The 20,029-nt window shown below is 63.0% G+C and carries 19 protein-coding genes and 1 tRNA gene; 5 read left to right on the top strand and 15 right to left on the bottom strand.

Going from position 1 to position 20,029, the window contains the following annotated elements; genetic code table 11:
- Positions 1 to 956, bottom strand: a 956-nt coding sequence (gene hemG / locus LQR33_RS20895) for a protoporphyrinogen oxidase (protein ID WP_231470292.1), incomplete at its 3' end; no start/stop codon positions are given.
- 175 nt (positions 957 to 1,131) lie between these two features.
- Between hemG and LQR33_RS20900 the strand changes: the two genes are divergently transcribed.
- The gene (locus LQR33_RS20900; RefSeq protein WP_231470293.1) at positions 1,132 to 2,646 is read left to right on the top strand and encodes a methyl-accepting chemotaxis protein; all 1,515 of its coding nucleotides are present in this window, start codon (positions 1,132 to 1,134) and stop codon (positions 2,644 to 2,646) included.
- A 63-nt stretch (positions 2,647 to 2,709) separates the two neighbouring features.
- Here the strand turns inward: LQR33_RS20900 and tdh are convergent, their stop codons facing one another.
- From tdh to hemB, 5 genes are all read right to left on the bottom strand, one after another.
- Complete coding sequence (gene tdh / locus LQR33_RS20905) at positions 2,710 to 3,735, bottom strand: L-threonine 3-dehydrogenase (protein ID WP_021478204.1); 1,026 nt, start codon at positions 3,733 to 3,735, stop codon at positions 2,710 to 2,712.
- A gap of 56 nt (positions 3,736 to 3,791) precedes the next feature.
- On the bottom strand, positions 3,792 to 4,991 hold the full coding sequence (locus LQR33_RS20910) for a glycine C-acetyltransferase (protein WP_231470296.1): 1,200 nt from the start codon (positions 4,989 to 4,991) through the stop codon (positions 3,792 to 3,794).
- 15 nt (positions 4,992 to 5,006) lie between these two features.
- A tRNA-Tyr gene (locus tag LQR33_RS20915) sits at positions 5,007 to 5,099 on the bottom strand.
- Between the two features lie 25 nt (positions 5,100 to 5,124).
- Entirely contained in the window at positions 5,125 to 5,325 is a 201-nt protein-coding gene (locus LQR33_RS20920) for a hypothetical protein (RefSeq protein ID WP_021478202.1), read from the bottom strand.
- Between the two features lie 72 nt (positions 5,326 to 5,397).
- Entirely contained in the window at positions 5,398 to 6,402 is a 1,005-nt protein-coding gene (gene hemB, locus LQR33_RS20925; protein ID WP_231179094.1) for a porphobilinogen synthase, read from the bottom strand.
- 807 nt (positions 6,403 to 7,209) lie between these two features.
- Here hemB and LQR33_RS20930 point away from each other — a divergent pair.
- A complete protein-coding gene (locus tag LQR33_RS20930) occupies positions 7,210 to 8,352 on the top strand; it encodes a porin (RefSeq protein ID WP_231470298.1) in 1,143 nt (380 codons plus the stop codon).
- A gap of 119 nt (positions 8,353 to 8,471) precedes the next feature.
- Here LQR33_RS20930 and dnaJ read toward each other — a convergent pair whose 3' ends face one another.
- The 4 genes from dnaJ to grpE all read right to left on the bottom strand — a co-directional run bounded on the left by dnaJ (position 8,472) and on the right by grpE (position 13,428).
- Complete coding sequence (dnaJ, locus tag LQR33_RS20935; RefSeq protein ID WP_231470301.1) at positions 8,472 to 9,596, bottom strand: molecular chaperone DnaJ; 1,125 nt, start codon at positions 9,594 to 9,596, stop codon at positions 8,472 to 8,474.
- A 13-nt stretch (positions 9,597 to 9,609) separates the two neighbouring features.
- A complete protein-coding gene (locus LQR33_RS20940) occupies positions 9,610 to 10,719 on the bottom strand; it encodes a fatty acid desaturase family protein (protein WP_231470303.1) in 1,110 nt (369 codons plus the stop codon).
- A gap of 119 nt (positions 10,720 to 10,838) precedes the next feature.
- The gene (gene dnaK, locus LQR33_RS20945; RefSeq protein WP_221665232.1) at positions 10,839 to 12,767 is read right to left on the bottom strand and encodes a molecular chaperone DnaK; all 1,929 of its coding nucleotides are present in this window, start codon (positions 12,765 to 12,767) and stop codon (positions 10,839 to 10,841) included.
- A gap of 115 nt (positions 12,768 to 12,882) precedes the next feature.
- Positions 12,883 to 13,428: a nucleotide exchange factor GrpE gene (gene grpE / locus LQR33_RS20950; protein ID WP_166438527.1), complete on the bottom strand. Its 546-nt coding sequence runs from the start codon at positions 13,426 to 13,428 to the stop codon at positions 12,883 to 12,885.
- A gap of 441 nt (positions 13,429 to 13,869) precedes the next feature.
- Here grpE and aceA point away from each other — a divergent pair, with 441 nt between their 5' ends.
- Positions 13,870 to 15,168 carry an isocitrate lyase gene (gene aceA, locus LQR33_RS20955; RefSeq protein ID WP_166438528.1) on the top strand — a complete coding sequence of 433 codons (1,299 nt, stop codon included), beginning with the start codon at positions 13,870 to 13,872 and terminating at the stop codon, positions 15,166 to 15,168.
- Positions 15,169 to 15,262: 94 nt separating this feature from the next.
- Complete coding sequence (gene rraA / locus LQR33_RS20960; RefSeq protein ID WP_231470304.1) at positions 15,263 to 15,742, top strand: ribonuclease E activity regulator RraA; 480 nt, start codon at positions 15,263 to 15,265, stop codon at positions 15,740 to 15,742.
- Here rraA and LQR33_RS20965 read toward each other — a convergent pair.
- On the bottom strand, positions 15,739 to 16,146 hold the full coding sequence (locus tag LQR33_RS20965; protein WP_021478193.1) for a GFA family protein: 408 nt from the start codon (positions 16,144 to 16,146) through the stop codon (positions 15,739 to 15,741). The genes rraA and LQR33_RS20965 overlap by 4 nt on opposite strands.
- 166 nt (positions 16,147 to 16,312) lie before the next feature.
- On the opposite strand from LQR33_RS20965, the gene LQR33_RS20970 reads away from it, so the two are divergent.
- A complete protein-coding gene (locus LQR33_RS20970; protein WP_231470306.1) occupies positions 16,313 to 17,110 on the top strand; it encodes a substrate-binding periplasmic protein in 798 nt (265 codons plus the stop codon).
- 70 nt (positions 17,111 to 17,180) lie between these two features.
- On the opposite strand, the gene panD is transcribed toward LQR33_RS20970, so the two are convergent.
- From panD to LQR33_RS20990, 4 genes are all read right to left on the bottom strand, one after another.
- Positions 17,181 to 17,561, bottom strand: coding sequence for an aspartate 1-decarboxylase (panD, locus tag LQR33_RS20975; RefSeq protein ID WP_046168240.1), 381 nt, complete (start codon positions 17,559 to 17,561; stop codon positions 17,181 to 17,183).
- Between the two features lie 63 nt (positions 17,562 to 17,624).
- A complete protein-coding gene (gene panC, locus LQR33_RS20980; protein ID WP_166438531.1) occupies positions 17,625 to 18,458 on the bottom strand; it encodes a pantoate--beta-alanine ligase in 834 nt (277 codons plus the stop codon).
- A 19-nt stretch (positions 18,459 to 18,477) separates the two neighbouring features.
- Entirely contained in the window at positions 18,478 to 19,266 is a 789-nt protein-coding gene (gene panB, locus LQR33_RS20985) for a 3-methyl-2-oxobutanoate hydroxymethyltransferase (protein WP_166438532.1), read from the bottom strand.
- Positions 19,267 to 19,317: 51 nt separating this feature from the next.
- Entirely contained in the window at positions 19,318 to 19,953 is a 636-nt protein-coding gene (locus LQR33_RS20990) for a deoxynucleoside kinase (RefSeq protein WP_231470307.1), read from the bottom strand.
- Between the last annotated feature and the right edge of the window lie 76 nt (positions 19,954 to 20,029).

Below are 20,029 nucleotides of genomic sequence, written 5' to 3' on the forward strand. Positions count from 1 at the left end.
GGGTAGATATTGCTGACCGTCAGGTGGCCCAGCGTCAGCGCCCCCTCCCCGCTCGGATGCAGCGCGCCGTAGCCGGGCAGCGGCCGGTCCATCGCCTCGCCGTCCAGCAAGGTGGACACCACTGCCAGCGGCGCGTACGGGATGCGCCGGCAGATATCGGCCATCTCCGGCGCCAGCGGATGCAGCAGCTCGGCCGCGGCGTCGGCCGGCAAGGCCAGCACCACTCGCTCGGCCCGCGTCCACCCCTCGCGGGTGCGCAGCCGCCAGCCCTCGCCGTCGCGGCGCAGCGCGGTCACCGGCGCGCCCAGCCTCACGTCCAGATCCCGCGCCAGCCGCTGCGGCAATTGCTGCAGCCCGCCTTGCAGCGTGCACATCCGGGCGCGCGCGGTCCTTTGCCGCCACAGTCCCCGCCACAAAGGCAGCGGCTGCGCCGCCGCCCGCGCCAGCCTGGGGAGCGTCTCCTCCAGCGCCAGCTCTTCCGGATCGCCGGCGAACACGCCGCCTGCCAGCGGGTCTAGCAACTTGTCCAGCACTTCCTGGCCGAAGCGCCGGCGGCAGAACTCGGCCAGGCTGGCCTCGGCCTCCTTGGGACTGCCCGGCCGCAGCAGGCCGCGCAGCAAGGCCCACTTGGCCGGCCAGCTCAAAAAACTCCCCGCCAGCAACTGCCAAGGCCCGGCTGGCAACGGCCGGTATCGCCCGCTCCGCAGCACATGCCGCAAGCCGCTGCCCTGCTCCGGCCATAGCGGAGACAGGCCCAACTCGGCCAGCCACTGCTGAAGCTCCTCGTCCAATAACAGCATATTGGGCCCCTGTTCGCACAAGGCGTCAGCCGCCAAGGTGCTCACCTTGCCGCCGACGCGCTCCGCCGCCTCGAATACCCGTACCGCCATGCCCTGCCGTTGCAGCCACCAGGCGCAGGACAACCCTGAAACGCCCGCGCCGATTATCGCGATCATGATTATCTCCACAAAATCCGGTTCAATCACGATTATCCCTGCCCCCGCCCCGCCCTCATTGACTGCGGTCAACAGCGGCCGGCATCGCGCGGGAACGCGAAGACTCCGTCGCGGCGGGCTATACCGATAGCAACCAGCCCGATGCGAAGAAATGCCGATGCGACAAGCTCTCAGCATGAAAACCAGGCTCTGGCTTTTGGCCCTGATCAACCTGACGGTCCTGCTTCTGCTATCCCTATCCTGCCTGGGCCAGTTGCGCGACATGGCGGAAAACACCCGGCGGGAGCTGGAACAGGTCAGACGCGGCAGCCGGATCAACCACGTGATGCAGCTGGCCAATCTGCACTTCAAGGTGCAGGTGCAGGACTGGAAGGACGTGCTGCTGCGCGGCAACAATCCGGCCGACTACCAGCGCTACCTCGCCGCCTTCGAAGCCGAGCGCGCCATCGTCGAGCAAACGCTGGCCCAGGCCTCCGCCGCGCTGCGCGACGACGGCGAGCCCAGCGCGGCGATAGACGCGGTACGGGACGAGCATCTCCGGCTGACCGTCCGCTACCGCGCGGCGCTGGCCGCCTTCCGCCAGGAAGACCGGCTCTCCGGGCAAGCCGTCGACAAGCTGGTGCGCGGCATGGACCGCGCGATGACCGATCAGCTGCTGCGGCAGAGCGCCCAGGTCCAGGACGGATTCGAGAAGATGCTGGCCGACCGAATCGCGGAAGCCGACCGCGGCTACCGCCAAACCCTGAACCTGTTCATCGCCGTCGCCGCCCTCAGCCTGCTGCTCCTGGCCGGCTCCATCGGCCACATCGGCCGGGGCCTGTTCCGCCAGGTGGGCGGCGAGCCGGCGGCGGTGGCCGAGATCGCCCGCAGGGTGGCCGGCGGCGACCTGACCGCAAGGCCGGCGCTGCGCGACGGCGACGATCGCAGCGTGCTGGCGGCGATGCAGCACATGGTGAGCCGGCTGACCGGGGTGATCGAGCAATTGCGGCTCGACGCCGAGCAATTGAACGCCACCTCGTCCGAGGTCGCGGCTTCGGCGCAGGCGCTGAGCCAGAACGCGTCGCAGCAGGCCGCCAGCCTGGAAGAGACCAGCGCCTCGGTGGAAGAGATCGCGGCCACGGTGACTCAGAACTCCGAAAGCGCCCGCCTCACCGACGCCATGGCCCGCCAAGCTGCGCAAAGCGCCGGCGGCGGCGGCGAGGCCGTGACCCGCACCGTGGCGGCGATACGCGACATTTCCAACCGGATAGACGTGATAGACGACATCGCCTATCAGACCAATCTGCTGGCGCTGAACGCCGCCGTCGAGGCCGCCCATGCCGGCAGCCAGGGCAAAGGCTTCACCGTGGTGGCAGCCCAAGTGCGCAAATTGGCCGAGCACAGCCAGGCGGCGGCGCGGGAAATCGGCTCGCTGGCCGGCTGCAGCGTGGACATGGCGGAACAGGCGGGCGCGGCGCTGGACGAAATGCTGCCCGCCATCCGCAAAACCGCCAGCCTGGTGCAGGAGATCGCGCTGGCCTCGCATGAGCAGAGCGAAGGCCTGCAGCAGATCAACGCCGCGGTCAACCACCTGTCGCTGGCCACCCAGATGAACGCCTCCACCTCCGAACAGCTGTCCGCCGCCTCCGACCAGCTGAACACGCAGGCGGAACACCTGCGGAGGATGATCGCCTATTTCAAAACCGCCTGAGCGGGCATGAAAAAAGCGGCTCCTCGCGGAGCCGCTTCGCATGTGGTCGAACCAGAACGACGCTCAGCGCCAGTCCAGGATCACCTTGCCGCTTTGGCCGGACAGCATGGCGGCGAAGCCCTGCTCGAATTCGTCCACCTTGAAGTGGTGGGTGATGATCGGGCTGATGTCCAGACCGGACTGGATCAGCGCCACCATCTTGTACCAGGTCTCGAACATCTCGCGGCCGTAGATGCCCTTGATTTCCAGGCCTTTGAAGATCACCTGATTCCAGTCGATGGCGGTGTTGGACGGCGGAATGCCCAGCAAGGCCACCTTGCCGCCGTGGTTCATCGTTTCCAGCATCTGGCGGAAAGCCTGCGGATTGCCGGACATTTCCAGGCCCACGTCGAAGCCTTCGGTCATGTGCAGCTCCTGCATCACCGCCTTCAGGTCTTCGCGGGCGACGTTGACGGCGCGGGTGGCGCCCATCTTCTTCGCCAGGTCCAGCCGGTAGTCGTTGACGTCGGTGATCACCACGTGGCGCGCGCCGACATGCTTGGCGATGGCCACCGCCATGATGCCGATTGGACCGGCGCCGGTGATCAGCACGTCCTCGCCCACCAGGTTGAAGCTCAGCGCGGTGTGCACGGCGTTGCCGAACGGGTCGAAGATGGAAGCTAGATCGTCGGAGACGTCGTCCGGAATCGGGAAGGCGTTGAAGGCCGGAATCACCAGGTATTCGGCGAACGCGCCTTCGCGGTTGACACCGACGCCGGTGGTATTGCGGCACAGGTGGCGGCGGCCGGCGCGGCAGTTGCGGCAATAGCCGCAGGTGATGTGGCCTTCGCCGGACACGCGCTGGCCGATCTTGAAGCCCTGCACTTCCGAACCCATGCCGGCGACGACGCCGACATACTCGTGGCCGACGTGCATCGGCACCGGGATGGTCTTTTGCGACCATTCGTCCCAGTTCCAGATGTGGATGTCGGTGCCGCAGATCGCGGTCTTGACGATCTTGATCAACAGATCGTTGTGGCCGACTTCCGGCAGCGGAACGTCGGTCATTTCCAGGCCGGGAGCGGCCTTCAGCTTGGCAAGCGCCTTCATGTCTCTATCCTTGGGCGCACGGGCGTTTTGCCCGCGCCGCCTGTCATGCGGTCAAATCAGATTACGCCCAGCTCGCGGCCCACCTTGGTGAACGCGGCCACAGCCTTCAGCACCTGCTCCTCGCTGTGCGCGGCGGACATCTGGGTGCGGATGCGCGCCTTGCCCTTGGGCACCACCGGGTAGGAGAAGCCGATCACGTACACGCCTTCGGCCAGCAGCTTGGCGGACACTTCGCCGGCCAGGCGGGCATCGCCCAGCATCACCGGGATGATCGGATGCTCGCCCGGCACCAGGGTGAAGCCGGCGGCGGACATTTCCTTGCGGAACAGCTCGGCGTTGCTGCGCACCTTGGCACGCAGCTCGGCCCCTTCGCCGCTCTTCAGGATGTTCAGCACTTCCACGCTGGCGGCGGCGATTGCAGGGGCCAGCGTGTTGGAGAACAGATAAGGGCGCGAGCGCTGGCGCAGCAGGTCGACGATGGGTTTGTGCGCGGCGACGTAGCCGCCGGACGCGCCGCCCAGCGCCTTGCCCAGCGTGCCGGTGTAGATGTCGACGCGGTCGGACACGCCGCAGTATTCCGGGGTGCCGGCGCCGGTTTCGCCGATGAAGCCCACCGCGTGCGAATCATCCACCATCACCAGCGCGTCGTGGCGCTCGGCCAGATCGCAAATGCCCTTCAGGTCGGCGATGATGCCGTCCATCGAGAACACGCCGTCGGTGACGATCAGCTTGAAACGGGCGCCGGCCTGCTCGGCGGCCACCAGTTGCGCCTCCAGATCAGCCATGTCGTTGTTCTTGTAGCGGAAGCGCTTGGCCTTGGACAGGCGCACGCCGTCGATGATGGAGGCGTGGTTCAGCTCGTCCGAGATCACCGCGTCCTCTTCGGTCAGCAGGGTTTCGAACACGCCGCCGTTGGCGTCGAAACAGCTGGAGTACAGGATGGTGTCGTCGGTGCCCAGAAAATCGGAGATCGATTTTTCCAGCTGCTTGTGGATGGATTGGGTGCCGCAGATGAAACGCACCGACGCGCAACCGTAGCCGTACTGGTCCATGCCGGATTTGGCCGCCAGCACCAGGCGCTTGTCGTCGGCCAGGCCCAGGTAGTTGTTGGCGCAGAAGTTCAGCACATGCTCGCCGCCGGCCAGCGCGATGTCGGAGCTTTGCGGCGTGGCGATCACGCGCTCCGGCTTCTCGAAGCCGTCGGCCTTGATCTGGGCCAGCGTCGCCTGCAGGTGGGCAAGATAAGTGTGGTTCATGGCAGTCCTTTGGATTGGCCGGACGCGGGAATCGAACCCGCGTCCGCAGGCACCGCGCGCCGCTTATGGCGGCTGCGCGCCGAAAACTGTCGCCATTCTAGCCCAGCCGCATGCGCGCTAGCAGTGACAGTTATCAGTGTTTTGGCGGCTCTCTGTCACCGTCATGCAACTTTTGCGAAACATCGTCCTCCTCGTCCCAGCCCAGCGGCTTTACACCGGGCGGCAGCTTGACCGGCGGCTCGCGCCGGGCGAGCCGAGCCAGCGTGCCAATCACGAGGATGGCCGGCGCGGCGATCACCGCCAGCCAGAACCAAGTGGAATGCAGCGCATCCATATATTGCCCTTATATAGACAAACACCCCTCGCCGCGGTCTTGGCCAGGGGTGCGGCTCATCTATTCATGATATCAGCGCTGGCGCAGCAGGCGGGCCGCATCCATCGCGAAGTAAGTGAGAATGCCGTCGGCGCCGGCGCGCTTGAAGGCCAGCAGGCTTTCCATCATGCACTTCTCTTCGTTGAGCCAGCCGTTCTGGAACGCCGCCTTCAGCATCGCGTACTCGCCGGAAACCTGATAGGCGAAGGTGGGCACATGGAAAGTGTCCTTGACGCGGCGGATCACGTCCAGGTAAGGCATGCCCGGCTTGATCATCACCATGTCGGCGCCCTCCTCCAGATCCTGCGCCACTTCCTGGATCGCCTCTTCGATATTGGCCGGATCCATTTGGTAGCTGTTCTTGTCGGCCTTGCCCAAGTTGGCGGACGAACCCAGCGCGTCGCGGAACGGGCCGTAGAAGCCGGACGAATACTTGGCGGAGTAGGCCAGTATCTTGGTATGGATGAAGCCCTCTTCTTCGAACGCCTCGCGGATGGCGCCGATGCGGCCGTCCATCATGTCGGACGGGCCGAACACATCGACGCCGGCCTCGGCATGGCACAGGCCCTGCTTGATCAGGATTTCGGTGGTCTCGTCGTTCAACACGTAGCCGTTGGCGTCGATGACGCCGTCCTGCCCGTGGATGGTATAGGGATCCAGCGCGCCGTCGGTCATCACCCCCAGCTCCGGGAAGCGCTTTTTCAGCTCGCGCACCACGCGCGGCACCAGGCCATCCGGGTTGTAGGCCTCGCTGCCTTCATTGTCCTTGTTGCCGGTGATCACCGGAAACAGCGACAGCATCGGGATGCCCAGTTCCAGCGCCTCTTCGGCCACCGGCAGCAGCTTGTCCAGCGTCAGGCGCGGCGCGCCCGGCATCGACGGCACGTCCACCACCTGATTGCTGCCCTCCATCACGAAGACCGGGTAGATCAGATCGTTGGTGGTCAGCACGTTCTCGCGCATCAACCGGCGGCTGAACGCATCCTTGCGCATCCTGCGCATGCGGGTCACCGGGAAATAGCGATTAGCAAAAATCATGACGACAGCCCCCTAAAAAAGACATCGGCAATTGTACGCCCAATCCCCACGATGCGGCAGCGGGCTTTACGCATCGCCCCGATGCATCCGCGCAGCATTCGTCGCTCCGCCGCGCTCCGGCCGCGGCAGCGTAGGACATCCGCTGCTCATTGCATAGTAGAAAAGCAAAACCATCCATTTTTCAAATTCATTTAAGCATCCATCAGCTTTTTCAATGCCTGGCCTCACATTTTGCCATTCCGCGAGCCCAATCCGAATCCGGCAGCCTAGCCCGACTCAATCGCCTCATCACACGACAAGCGAAACCGCGATAAGCAACGCGGCCAACGGAGACATCCGCTCAACAAACGGCCTGCGGCTCGCATCCGGCCGTCTGCTGGCGCTCATGCCAGGCGGCGGCTGGCGGCCAGCGAATCCACCGACATTCCCCAGCCATGGCGCCGCATGACAAAAACTCAATCATCATTAATTGTGCAATTGCAGCAAAATGCAAAAAAGCAACAAACATTATCATTATCGGCTGAAATTTTTATATTCCATACAAATTCAACCTCGCAAAAAATACAGAACCTCGCGCAATCAGCAAAAACAAGCCATTGAATAGAAAGAAAATAACAAAAAAAACTAAAACAAATGCCATAAAAATCCATACAGCATCACAGTCGGCCTTCTTGATATGTTAACAAGTATGTCTTGACGGAAAACTCATCCCTCCCACACACTGCCGAACCTATCACGACGGAATAAAAACAACACCGTCGGAAGGCGCCTCTGGGCAAAAAATCGAAACAAAGGGTTTTAGAGAAAATGAAGAAAATCGCACTCGCCGCCGCCATCGCAGCGGCCATCCCGGCATTCGCTCAAGCCGATGTCAACATCTACGGCTCGCTGCGTGCCGGCGTTTCCGTCACCAAGAACAGCACCAACAACTACAGCTCCACTTTCGGCGTCGACGATTTCGGCAGCCGCATCGGCTTCCGCGGCAATGAAGATCTGGGCAATGGCCTGAAAACCATCTGGCAGGTAGAAACCGGCTTCGCCATGGATGGCGTCTCCGGCGGCGGTTCTGCGTCCGGCACCTTCGCCAACCGTGAAAGCTACGTTGGCATTGACAGTAATTACGGCAAGCTGCGCGTAGGTTACTTGACTGACGTGCTGGGCGACAGCGAAGCCACCGACAACCTGTACGGTCCGCGCCGCGACGGCATGGCCACCAACTTCCCGTTGTACGAGGCAACCGACCTGTTCTCCTACGGCGACAGCCGCTTTAAGAACAGCATCCGCTATGACTCCCCCACCTGGAATGGCCTCAACCTCACCCTGCAATACGGCGCGGGCGAGAGCTCCGCCGCAGGCCAGATGAAACAGGGCGAACAATATGGCGCACGTTTGGCCTATCAGAACTCCGGCTTCTTCGGCGCCTGGGCCTACGCCGGCGTACTGAATACCAAAGGCGGCAGCAACAGCTCGACCAACCGCCTGGAAGGCGGTTACAGCGCCAACGACCTGTATCTGGCCGCTACCTACCAGTGGCTGACCACCTATGGCAACGCCTCCGCGCAAGCCAAGAATGCCGACGGCACACTCAAGGTTGACGACAACAAACAGCCTGTTTATGTCATTCCTGGCATCAAGCAATTGAGCCCGGCCATAGGCAGCGGCACCAACAAGGTGGAAAACACCGGCTGGGCCATCAACGCCGCCTATACCATCGGCAACTTCAAGCCGTCCATCGTCTACTCGAAGCGCGGCGACGCCAAGATCGACGGCGTCCGCTACAGCCTGGGCGCCAGCCAGTGGGCGGCAGCTCTGGACTACACCCTGAGCAAGCGCACCATGGTGCAAGTCGGCTACGGCGAACTGAAGGAAAACAAGGACGCTCAAACCATCAACCAGCACGCCAAGGATACGTCCTCGCTGGCTTGGGCGATGATGAAGCACAACTTCTAAGTCTTCCCGGTTTCAGGAATGTGCGAACGGCCGCCCGATGGGCGGCCGTTTTGCTTTGCGACACCCAAATAAAAACGCCAGCCTGAGGCTGGCGTTTTGCATGACTGGCAAAAAGCGGCTTATTCGAAGAAATCGCGCAGCTTGTCCATGAAGGACTTCGAGCGCGGATTGTGGGTGGCCACATCGCCCTGGCTGATCGCTTCGAACTCGCGCAGCAACTCTTTCTGGCGCTCGGTCAGCTTGACCGGGGTTTCCACCACCACATGGCAATGCAGGTCGCCGAATTCGGCGCCGCGCACCGCCTTCACGCCCTTGCCGCGCAGGCGGTAGACGCGCCCGCTCTGGGTTTCAGGCGAAATCTTCACCTTGGCCATGCCGTCCAGGGTCGGAATTTCCACCTCGCCGCCCAGCGCCGCGGTGGAGAAGGAAATCGGCATCTCGCAATGCAGGTCCATGCCATCGCGCTGGAACACCGCGTGCTGCTTGATATGGGTGACCACGTACAAGTCGCCCGACGGGCCGCCATTCTGGCCCGGCTCGCCCTCGCCGCCCAAGCGGATGCGGTCGCCCTCGTCGACGCCGGCCGGAATCTTCACGTTCAGTGTCTTGGTGGTCTTCTTCTGGCCCGCGCCGTGGCAGCTGGTGCACGGATCGGTGATCTGCTTGCCCGTGCCATGGCAGGTCGGGCAGGTCTGCTGAATCGAGAAGAAGCCCTGGCTCATCCGCACCTGGCCGTGGCCGCCGCAAGTGGCGCAGGTCTTGGGCTGAGTGCCCGGCTTCGCGCCGGTGCCGCTGCAGGTGGAGCAGGACTCGTGCGACGGGATGCGGATCTGCTTCTCGCAACCGCGCGCCGCCTCTTCCAGCGAAATCTCCATGTTATAGCGCAGATCAGAGCCCCGGTAGACATTGGAGCGCCCACCGCCGCCGCCACGCTGGCCGCCGCCGAAGATGTCGCTGAAGATGTCGGCGAAATCACCGAAGCCGCCGAAGCCCTGGCCGCCGCCCGCGCCGGCCTGCGGATCAACCCCGGCATGGCCGAACTGGTCGTAGGCGCCGCGTTTCTGGCTATCGGATAGGATCTCGTAGGCTTCCTTCACCTCCTTGAACTTGTCTTCCGCTTCCTTGCTATCCGGATTGCGATCCGGGTGGTACTTCATCGCCAGCTTGCGGTAGGCTTTCTTGATGTCGTCGTCGGAAGCGTCGCGGTTGACGCCAAGCACGTCGTAATAGTCTCGTTTGGACATCTTGCTGTCACTCTCAAATTCTGGTTGCCGCAGCAACAGGGCCCGCGCTCAGCGCGGCCGGTTGTCGCCCCATCTGTTTCAAAAAGCGGAAATGCGCCCTCATCGCCGACCACACCGACCGGAACGACTGATAGGGCATGCCATGCTCGCGACAGGCTTCGGCGACTATCCTGCTCAGCGCCGGATAGTGGACATGGCTGGTCTTGCGGAACAAATGATGCTCGACCTGGAAATTCAGGCCGCCCATGTAAAAAGTCACCAGACGGTTATCACAGGCGAAATTGGCCGTGGTCTTCAGTTGATGCACCGCCCACTCGTCCGCCATCTTGCCGTCGCCGCCCGGCAGCGGAAACGCCGCGCCTTCCACCGTGTGCGCCAACTGAAACACCACCGACAGCGTCAGGCCGAACAGCAGATGCACGCCGACAAAAGCCAGCAACACATCCGAAACCGGGTGATACGTAGCCGGCAGGACCAAGGTGTAGCCGACATACAGCAACTTGGTAACCACAAAATAAGGCCATTCCCACCAGGCCCGCTTCGGCAGCGGCGTGTCGCCGATCTTGCCGCGTATCATCTTGTGCCAATCGCTGAACAGCAACCAGAACAGCGTCAACAGGCTATACAGGACCACCGCGTACCAATGCTGCAGCCGGTGCCAGGACCGCCACGGCGTGGAAGGCGACAAACGCATCAGGCTGCCCAGCGCGATGTCGTCGTCCTTGCCGTCCACATTGGTATACGTGTGGTGCAGCACATTATGCTTCTGCTGCCACATGCTCTGGCTGCCGCCCAACACTTCCATGCTGGAGCCCATCAGCCAATTCACCCAGCGCTTGCGCGAATAGCTGCCGTGGGCGCCGTCGTGCATCACATTGAAGGCGATCAGCACCAGGCCTTGCGCCAGGCAGAAACCGGCCAGCAGCGCCGTCCACAGTTGCTCCGCGCCCCAGACCAGCACCGCGTAGCTGAAACCAGCCAGCGCGTAGGAAAACACAGTCTTGAAATGCAGCAGCCGGTTGCCAGTGTGGCGCTGGCCGGTTTGCTGAAAATAAGCGTCAACCCGGGACTTCAGCGTTTCGAAAAACGGCCCACGGGCCGAAAAGGTGATACGGGACGACATGCACTCTCCAAAAGACCGGACCTGTAAGCGGTCATGCAAACGCCGATGACCGGAACAAGCCCCGGGGCATCCCGGAGGGCTTGGCCCGGTCATCTGGCGCCGTCATGACAAGACGGCTATCAGGCCTTGTCTTTCTTCACTTCTTCGAACTCGGCGTCCACCACGTTGCCTTCATCCTTCTTGTCTCCCGCGGCGGCCTGCGCGCCTTCGGCGCCGCCTTCCGCTTGGGCGGCCTGGGCGTACATGATCTCGCCCAGCTTCTGGCTGGCCTTGGCCAGCTCTTCCGCCTTGGCTTCGATGGCTTCCTTGTCGTCGCCCTTCACCACTTCCTCAGCCGCCTTGATGGCGTCTTCGATCTTGGCCTTTTCGTCGGCACCGATCTTGTCGCCATGCTCGGACAGCGACTTCTTGATGCTGTGGATCAAGCCTTCGGCGTGGTTGCGCGCGGTCACCAGCTCGTGCAGCTTCTTGTCTTCCTCGGCGTTCGCTTCGGCATCCTTCACCATGCGCTCGATCTCGGCTTCGGACAGGCCGGAGGAAGCTTGAATGGTAATGTTGGCCTGCTTGCCGGAAGCTTTGTCCTTGGCGGATACGTGCAGAATGCCGTTGGCGTCGATATTGAACTCAACTTCGATCTGCGGAATGCCGCGCGGCGCCGGCGGAATGTCGCCCAGATTGAACTGGCCCAGCGACTTGTTGGCGGCAGCCTTCTCGCGCTCGCCCTGCAGCACGTGGATGGTCACCGCGGTCTGGTTGTCGTCGGCGGTGGAGAAGGTTTGCGAGGCCTTGGTCGGAATCGTGGTGTTCTTCTGGATCAGCTTGGTCATCACGCCGCCCAGAGTTTCGATGCCCAGCGACAGCGGGGTCACGTCCAGCAACAGCACGTCCTTGCGGTCGCCGGACAGCACGGAGCCCTGGATCGCGGCGCCGACGGCCACGGCTTCGTCCGGATTCACGTCCTTGCGCGGTTCCTTGCCGAAGAATTCCTTAACCGCGTCCTGCACCTTGGGCATGCGGCTCTGACCGCCGACCAGGATCACGTCGGTAATGTCGGACAGCGACACGCCGGCATCCTTCAGGGCCACGCGGCACGGCTCGATCGAGCGGGCGATCAGGTCGTCCACCAGGCTTTCGAACTTGGCGCGGGTGATCTTCATCGCCAGGTGCTTCGGACCGGTGGCGTCCATGGTGATGTACGGCAGGTTCACTTCGGTCTGAGTGGCCGAAGACAGCTCGATCTTGGCTTTTTCAGCCGCTTCCTTCAGGCGTTGCAGCGCCATCACGTCCTGCTTCAAATCGACGCCTTGCTCTTTCTTGAACTCGGTGACGATGTAGTCGATCAGGCGCTGGTCGAAGTCTTCGCCGCCCAGGAAAGTGTCGCCGTTGGTCGACAGCACTTCGAACTGGTGCTCGCCGTCCACGTCGGCGATTTCAATGATGGACACGTCGAAGGTGCCGCCGCCAAGGTCGTACACGGCGATCTTGCGGTCGCCTTCCTGCTTGGCCAGGCCGAAGGCCAGCGCGGCAGCGGTCGGCTCGTTGATGATGCGCTTCACTTCCAGGCCGGCGATGCGGCCGGCGTCCTTGGTCGCCTGGCGCTGGCTGTCGTTGAAGTAGGCCGGCACGGTGATCACCGCTTCGGTCACTTCTTCGCCCAGGTAATCTTCGGCGGCCTTCTTCATCTTGCGCAGCACTTCGGCGGAAATTTGCGGCGGAGCCAGTTCCTGATCGCGCACCTTCACCCAGGCATCGCCGTTCTTGGCCTTCAGGATTTCGAAAGGCATCAGGTCGATGTCCTTCTGCACTTCCTTGTCTTCGAAACGGCGGCCGATCAAACGCTTGGCGGCGTAGATGGTGTTCTTCGGGTTGGTCACAGCCTGACGCTTGGCCGGCGCGCCGACCAGGATTTCGCCGTCTTCGACGTAGGCGATGATGGACGGAGTGGTGCGGTTGCCTTCGGCGTTTTCGATGACTTTCGGGTTGCCGCCTTCTACCACTGCCACGCAGGAGTTGGTGGTGCCCAGGTCGATACCGATGATTTTACCCATGATGTATTCCTTTTCTCTATTCGTTCCGGCCTTGGCTGGTTTGATAGCCAGAGCCTGTTGTCTCAATAAATATTGGCTATGCCGCGCTTTTCAAGAGGGCGGCATCCGCCTTTTTTTATGCTTTGGCCTTGGCCACCACAACCATGGCCGGACGCAGCACGCGGTCGGCCAGCAAATAACCCTTCTGCATCACGCGCACCACGGTGTTCGGCTCGGCGTCGGACTCTTCCGCGCTCATTGCTTGGTGCTGGTGCGGATCCAGCTTGTCGCCGGCCTTGGGCGCGATGTCCTTGATTTGCGCCTTTTCGAACGCGGAGACCAGCTGCTTCAGCGTCATGTCCACGCCCATCTTCAAGGTATCGATCTGACCGCTCTGATCCAGCAGCGCCATTTCCAGATAATCCTTGACCGTCACCAGCTCGCCGGCAAACTTGCCGATCGCATATTTATGCGCAGCCGCCACCTCGTCCTGCGCGCGGCGGCGCTGGTTCTCCAGCTCGGCGCGGGCGCGCAGTAAGGTGTCGTTCAGTTCAGCGATTTCGGCTTCCAGCCCGGCGATATGCTGCTCGGGAGTCTGCTCCAGCTCGGTGTGCGCCGCGCTGGCGGTATCGGTCATTTCGTTTTCCACGGCTTCCGCCGCCTGGTTTTGGTTCTCTTGCATGACGTTTCCTCGGAATTGCACCGGCTAAATTGATGTCCAGACCCAAGGTAGGGACTTTCGCAGCGATTTCAAGCCCTGATTCGCATATCTCTATATCAAGAAAAAAATAGTCAATGCGCGTATTTCTACGGCTGATTTTTCGCAAACAATGCATTTGCAGCACCCAAATATTCGTTTGAAGCAGCACATTGTTAGCTAATGAAAATGTTGGATTTTTTCTGTGCTGCACTGCACACAATGCGATTTTTTTGTGCTTATAATGGCCGCACACCAAGGAGAAAACCGTTGCGGCGGCGCAAAAACGCAGCCCCGCTCGGCCAAGAAAAATCAGGTCGAACAGACCCGGTTTCGACAAAAATCCGGCACACCGGATACGCCGTACAGCCATCGAGGACGCCGGTTCGCCGGCGAGCACAGAAACGTTTCGAGAAGGGTTTCAACATGACGACTCGCGAACAACGCATTGCAGCCATCCAGAAAGACTGGGACGAAAACCCGCGCTGGAAGGGAATCAAGCGTGGCTACAGCGCCGCCGACGTCGAGCGCCTGCGCGGCTCGCTGCAGGTGGAATACAGCCTGGCGCGCCACGGCGCGGAAAAGCTGTGGAAGCTGGTCAACAGCGAACCGTACATCAACTGTCTGGGCGCGCTGACCGGCGGCCAGGCCATGCAACAGGTGAAAGCCGGCGTCAAGGCGATCTACCTGTCCGGCTGGCAGGTGGCGGCGGACAACAACGAATATTCGGCGATGTATCCGGACCAGTCTCTGTACCCGGTCGACTCGGTGCCCAAGGTAGTGGAGCGCATCAACAACGCCTTCACCCGCGCCGACGAAATCCAGCACGCCAAAAACATCGAAAAAGGCGACAAGGGCTATGTCGACTACTTCGCGCCCATCGTCGCCGACGCGGAAGCCGGCTTCGGCGGCGTGCTGAACGCCTATGAGCTGATGAAATCGATGATCCGCGCCGGCGCCGCTGGCGTGCACTTCGAAGACCAGCTGGCCTCCGTGAAGAAATGCGGCCACATGGGCGGCAAGGTGCTAGTGCCGACCCAAGAAGCGATCCAGAAGCTGATCGCCGCCCGCCTAGCGGCCGACGTCTACGGCGTGCCGACGCTGGTGATCGCTCGCACCGACGCCGAAGCGGCCGACCTGCTGACCAGCGACGTGGACCCCAACGACGAACCCTTCCTGACCGGCGAGCGCACTGCCGAAGGCTTCTACAAGACCAAGAAGGGCCTGGAGCAGGCGATCAGCCGCGCGGTGGCCTACGCCGACTACGCCGACCTGGTGTGGTGCGAGACCGGCACGCCGGACCTGGAGTTCGCGCGCAAGTTCGCCGAAGCCGTGCACGCAAAGCACCCGGGCAAGCTGCTGGCCTACAACTGCTCGCCGTCGTTCAACTGGAGAAAGAACCTGGACGACGCCACCATCGCCAAGTTCCAGCGCGAGCTGGGCGCGATGGGCTACAAATACCAGTTCATCACCCTGGCCGGCATCCACAGCATGTGGTTCAACATGTACGACCTGGCGCAGGATTACGTTGCGCGCGGCATGTCCGCCTACGTCGAAAAAGTGCAGGAGCCCGAGTTCGCCGCACGCGACCGCGGCTACAGCTTCGTGTCCCACCAGCAAGAAGTGGGCACCGGCTACTTCGATGACGTCACCACCGTGATCCAGGGCGGCGCTTCCAGCGTCACCGCGCTGACCGGCTCCACCGAGGAAGAACAGTTCCATTAAGCCGCCACAAGCGGCGCCCCCAAAGCCCGCGTACCCCGCGGGCGATGCCGCCCACCCTCACCGGTGGGCGGCATTTTCATATCCGGGAGACGACATGAGCTTGGCCACCACCGACCTGTGCGACGCTTTCGACGCGGAAATCCAGGTTCTGGACCCGATCTTTCAATCTTTCGGCGGCAATGTCCGCTTTCACGGCCCGATCGCCACGCTGAAGCTGTTCGAGGACAACAGCCTGGTGCGCGAGACGCTGGGCGAAGCCGGAAACGGCCGGGTGCTGGCGGTGGACGGCGGCGGCTCGCGCCGCTGCGCGCTGCTGGGGGACCAGTTAGGCGAGCTGGCGGTGAAGAACGGCTGGGCCGGGCTGGTGATAGACGGCTGCGTACGCGACTCAGCCGCCCTGGCCGAGCTGCCGCTGGGCGTCAAGGCGCTGGCGGCGCATCCGCGCAAGTCGGTGAAACTGGGAAGCGGCCAGAGGGATATCGCCGTGCGGATCGGCGGCTGCGAGCTGCGGCCAGGGCAATGGCTGTACGCCGACGAGGACGGCGTGATCGTCAGCGCCCGGCAGCTGGCCTAGCCGCCGCAGCGCTGATGCACCGGCAGCGCGCTCTGCGCGTTGGCGGTGCCCCACTCCAGTCGCTGCTCCCACCAGGTATGGTGCTCCGGCACCAGCACCTCGGGCGTGTCCAGCGAAGCGGCGGTGACGTCGATCTCTTCCGGGTCGGACTCGTGGAAATAGGTGAGCGTGGAGCCGCAATGCGGACAGAAGCCGCGCGACACCGCCGCCGACGAGTGATACTGCATCGGCCGCTCGCCGCGCCACTCCAGCTCGTGCACCCGGATGGTGAACCAGGTGACGAAGGCGGCGCCGCTGGCCCGACGGCAACTGCGGCAATGGCAATGGGTGATGTGGCATGGCGTGCCGCGCAAGCGATAGCGCACCGCGCCGCACAGACAGCCTCCGGTCAGGCCTACGCTCATCGACGCTCCTTCGCAGGATTGGAACGCGGCATCCGCCGCCTCTCCATTTCACTATGCCTCAGCCATGCTGCGAGTGCAAAAAAACCATTGCGCCAATCCCTTCAGACATCCCGGACAGATGGCAAACGCCGCATACAATGGAATATGCACTTCTCGGGAAACCGCCATGCGCCGCATCCTCTCCGCCATCCTGCTCTGCCTGGCGCTGCCGCATGCGCCCGCTTCCGCTCAGGAGCCCGACCGCTCGCCGGTGCGCATCTGCGACGACGGCGATGAATGGCCGCCGTACACCTATTACCGCCGGGTCGACGGCAAGCCGACGACCGAGATCACCGGCTTCTCGGTTGAAGTGATAAGCGCCATTCTCGGCAAACACGGCATTCCGTTCTCCATTGTCCTGCCGCCATGGAAACGCTGCTTGGCATCGATAGAAGCTGGAGAGAACTACGTGATGGCGCTCAGCGCCAGCAAGAACCCTGATCGGGAGAAGCGCTTCCTCTTTTCAGCGCCCTACTACCAGACCCACTATTACGTGTTCTACGCGAAAGACCGCTTTCCCCAGGGGCTGAAGCTGGACAGCCAGGCCGACCTCAACCGCTACCGGCTGGGCGGCGTCAAAGGCTATGCCTACGCCAGCCTGGATAGCGTGGACAAGAGCAGGATGATACTCGCCGCCAGCTATACCGAACTAGTGAAGATGATGAAGGCCGGCCGGCTAGACGTGTTCGCGGAAGACTATGAAGTGATGGCCGGCCTGGCCAGCATAGGCACGCTGGACGTGATCGGCGATGCGGCGATCGGACACGCGCCGCTGCCCGGCACCCATCCCAACCCCTTCCATATGATTTTCAGCCGCAAAAACCCGCGCGGCGAGGCATTGAGACAGCTAGTGGACGAAGAGCTGGAATCAATGCGCCGCTCCGGCCAGTTGGCCCGCCTGCTGGCCAAATACGTGAAGCGCTAGCAAAAAAGCAAATCGCCGCGGACGGCCCTTTCGGACAGCCGCGCGGCGACAAAGCGAAGCGGATAGGCGATCAGGCCGGCTGCGTCGGCGTGGCCCCCTTCACTTCGGTGAGGCGATTTTCGCCATCGACAAACACCAGCTTGGGCGAGTGGCCCTTCAGCTCGGCGTCCTCATACTGCGCGAACGAGGCGATGATCAGCAGGTCGCCCGGCGCGGCGCGGCGCGCCGCCGAGCCGTTGACCGAGATCACGCCGGAACCGCGCTCGGCCTTAATCGCGTAGGTGGCGAAACGCTCGCCGTTGGTGACATTCCAGATCTGCACCTCTTCGTACTCGAGAATGTCCGCCGCTTCCAGCAGGTTCTCGTCGATGGCGCAGGAGCCGATGTAATGCAGCTCCGCGTGCGTGGTGGTCACGCGGTGGAGCTTGGACTTGAGCATATTGCGTTGCATGACAGTTTTCCTTCTCGTTCCGTTTCGGAGCGTCCAGCGCGGCGTCGGCCGCGCTGGCTACTCTCAGCGGAATACCTCGATATTGTCGATCAGACGGGTCTTGCCCAGCCGCGCGGCGGCCAGCGCCACCAGCCGCTTCTCGCCAGCGTGGGCGATCTCCAGCGTGTCGGCCTGACGCACTTCCACATAATCCACGGTCCAGCCGGCGGCGGCCAGATCCTCGCGGGCGGCGTTCTCCAGCGCGGCGTAGTCCTGGCTGCCGGACAACAGGCCGTCGCGGATCATGGACAGATTGCGGTACAGCCGCGGCGCCTCCGCGCGCTCCTCGGCCGACAGGTAGCCGTTGCGCGACGACAACGCCAGGCCATCGGCGGCGCGGCCGGTATCCACCGGCACGATTTCGATCGGCGAGTTCAAATCGGCGATCATCGCCTGGATCACGTGTAGCTGCTGGTAGTCCTTCTTGCCGAAGCAGGCCAGGTCCGGCTGCACGATGTTGAACAGCTTGGTCACCACGGTGGCCACGCCGCGGAAGTGCCCGGGGCGGAAGGCGCCGCACAGCTCGTCCTGGATATGCGGCGGCTCGACGTTGAAGTCCTGCCGCACGCGTGGATACAGCTCGCGCTCGGTCGGGAAGAACAGCGCGTCCACGCCGGCGGCGGCCAGCTTGGCGCAATCGGCGTCGAAAGTGCGCGGGTAAGCGTCAAAGTCCTCGCCCTGGCCGAACTGCAGCCGGTTGACGAAGATGCTGACCACCACTTTCTCGGCGCGCGCTCGCGCCGCGGCCACCAGCTTCAGGTGTCCCTCATGCAAATTGCCCATCGTGGGCACGAAAGCCAGCTTGCCCGCCTGCTTGCGCCAAGCGCGCATCTCGGCCACGGTACGGATGATTTCCATCTCTCGTTCTCTTCCGGGCTCAGTAAGTGTGTTCCGCCGCCGGGAAGGATTGGTCCTTCACCGCCTTGACGTAGGCTTGGACAGCGCCCTGGATGCTGCCCGCCTCTTCCATGAAATTCTTGACGAACTTGGCCTTCTTGCCCGGATACACGCCCAGCATGTCGTGCAGCACCAGCACCTGGCCGGAAGTATCCGCGCCGGCGCCTATGCCGATGGTCGGCACCTTCACGGCCTCAGTGATCTCTTTGGCCAGCGGCGCCGGCACGCACTCCATCAATACCAAGCTGGCGCCGGCTTCGGCCAACACCTTGGCGTCGTTCAGGATGCGCTGCGCGTCCTCGCCCCTGCCCTGCACGCGGTAGCCGCCGAACATGTTGACGTACTGCGGCGTCAGGCCGATGTGGGAGCAAACCGGGATGCCGCGCTCCACCAGGAAGCGGGTGGTCTCGGCCATATAGGCGCCGCCTTCCAGCTTCACCATGTGGGCGCCGGCCTGCAGCAGGCGCGCGGCGTGGGCGAACGCTTGCTGCGGGCTTTCCTGGTAAGCGCCGAAAGTCATGTCGCCGAGGATCAGCGCGTTCTTGCTGCCACGGGCCACGCAGCGGATGTGGTAGAGCATGTCCTCCTCGCTGACCGGCAGCGTGGAGTCCACGCCTTGCATCACCGGCCCCAGCGAGTCGCCGACCAACAAAATTTCCACGCCGGCTTCATCCAACAAGCTGGCGAAGCTGGCGTCGTAGCAGGTCAGCATGCTGATCTTCTGGCCTTCCGCGGCCAGCTTGTGCAGGGTATTGACGGTTATTTTCATTTCTCGACTTCCTCGTGTTCCATCTGCGGCGCCGCGCGGGAACCAACCCGGTCAGGCGCTCTTGTTGAAATAACTGCGCTGGCCGCGCATTTCTGCAATGCAGCGGATCAATAACTCGAAGTCCTCGTCGCCGTCCACCAGATTCAGGTGGTCGGTGTTGACGATCAGCAACGGCGCCGACTCATACTGATGGAAAAACTCGCTGTAGCCGGCATGCACGCGCTTGAGGTAGCCCTCGGGAAAGTTCACCTCGTAGTCGACCGCGCGCGCGGCCACCCGCTGCAGCAGGATGTCCTCGGACGCCTGCAGATAGATCACCAAGTCCGGCACCGGATGCTCCGGCAGCGCCAACCTCGCCAGGCGCTGGTAGACCGCCAGTTCGTGCTCGTCCAGATTGAGGCGGGCGAACAGCGCATCCTTCTCGAACAGGAAGTCCGACACCAGCGGCGCGGCCTGCAGCTCGCCGCTCATCATCTCGCGCGCGATGTCCGCCCGCTGCAGCAGGAAGCTCAGCTGGGTGGACAGCGCGTGGGCCGGCATATTGCGATAGAAGCGCGGCAGGAAGGGATTGGCGGCCGGGTCCTCGGCCTTCAGTTGCACGCCCCAGTACTCTGACAGCCGGCGGGCCAGCGAAGATTTGCCCGAGCCGATAGGCCCCTCCACCACCACGTATCGCAATTGACTCATGCTTGTTCCTGTTTGTTCGGGTTGGCCTCGTCGCCCAGGCGCTCCACTCCGCCGCCGGCCAGCGCCGCGGCCAGCG

This window comes from Chromobacterium piscinae, from assembly GCF_021129175.1.
Classification (GTDB): Bacteria; Pseudomonadota; Gammaproteobacteria; order Burkholderiales; family Chromobacteriaceae; genus Chromobacterium; species Chromobacterium piscinae.

Bases quoted from the DNA above. Each gene is read 5' to 3' on its own strand.
- LQR33_RS20900 (WP_231470293.1), top strand. From the start codon at position 1,132: ATGAAAACCAGGCTCTGGCTTTTGGCCCTGATCAACCTGACGGTCCTG.
- tdh (WP_021478204.1), bottom strand. From the start codon at position 3,735: ATGAAGGCGCTTGCCAAGCTGAAGGCCGCTCCCGGCCTGGAAATGACC.
- LQR33_RS20910 (WP_231470296.1), bottom strand. From the start codon at position 4,991: ATGAACCACACTTATCTTGCCCACCTGCAGGCGACGCTGGCCCAGATC.
- LQR33_RS20920 (WP_021478202.1), bottom strand. From the start codon at position 5,325: ATGGATGCGCTGCATTCCACTTGGTTCTGGCTGGCGGTGATCGCCGCG.
- hemB (WP_231179094.1), bottom strand. From the start codon at position 6,402: ATGATTTTTGCTAATCGCTATTTCCCGGTGACCCGCATGCGCAGGATG.
- LQR33_RS20930 (WP_231470298.1), top strand. From the start codon at position 7,210: ATGAAGAAAATCGCACTCGCCGCCGCCATCGCAGCGGCCATCCCGGCA.
- dnaJ (WP_231470301.1), bottom strand. From the start codon at position 9,596: ATGTCCAAACGAGACTATTACGACGTGCTTGGCGTCAACCGCGACGCT.
- LQR33_RS20940 (WP_231470303.1), bottom strand. From the start codon at position 10,719: ATGTCGTCCCGTATCACCTTTTCGGCCCGTGGGCCGTTTTTCGAAACG.
- dnaK (WP_221665232.1), bottom strand. From the start codon at position 12,767: ATGGGTAAAATCATCGGTATCGACCTGGGCACCACCAACTCCTGCGTG.
- grpE (WP_166438527.1), bottom strand. From the start codon at position 13,428: ATGCAAGAGAACCAAAACCAGGCGGCGGAAGCCGTGGAAAACGAAATG.
- aceA (WP_166438528.1), top strand. From the start codon at position 13,870: ATGACGACTCGCGAACAACGCATTGCAGCCATCCAGAAAGACTGGGAC.
- rraA (WP_231470304.1), top strand. From the start codon at position 15,263: ATGAGCTTGGCCACCACCGACCTGTGCGACGCTTTCGACGCGGAAATC.
- LQR33_RS20965 (WP_021478193.1), bottom strand. From the start codon at position 16,146: ATGAGCGTAGGCCTGACCGGAGGCTGTCTGTGCGGCGCGGTGCGCTAT.
- LQR33_RS20970 (WP_231470306.1), top strand. From the start codon at position 16,313: ATGCGCCGCATCCTCTCCGCCATCCTGCTCTGCCTGGCGCTGCCGCAT.
- panD (WP_046168240.1), bottom strand. From the start codon at position 17,561: ATGCAACGCAATATGCTCAAGTCCAAGCTCCACCGCGTGACCACCACG.
- panC (WP_166438531.1), bottom strand. From the start codon at position 18,458: ATGGAAATCATCCGTACCGTGGCCGAGATGCGCGCTTGGCGCAAGCAG.
- panB (WP_166438532.1), bottom strand. From the start codon at position 19,266: ATGAAAATAACCGTCAATACCCTGCACAAGCTGGCCGCGGAAGGCCAG.
- LQR33_RS20990 (WP_231470307.1), bottom strand. From the start codon at position 19,953: ATGAGTCAATTGCGATACGTGGTGGTGGAGGGGCCTATCGGCTCGGGC.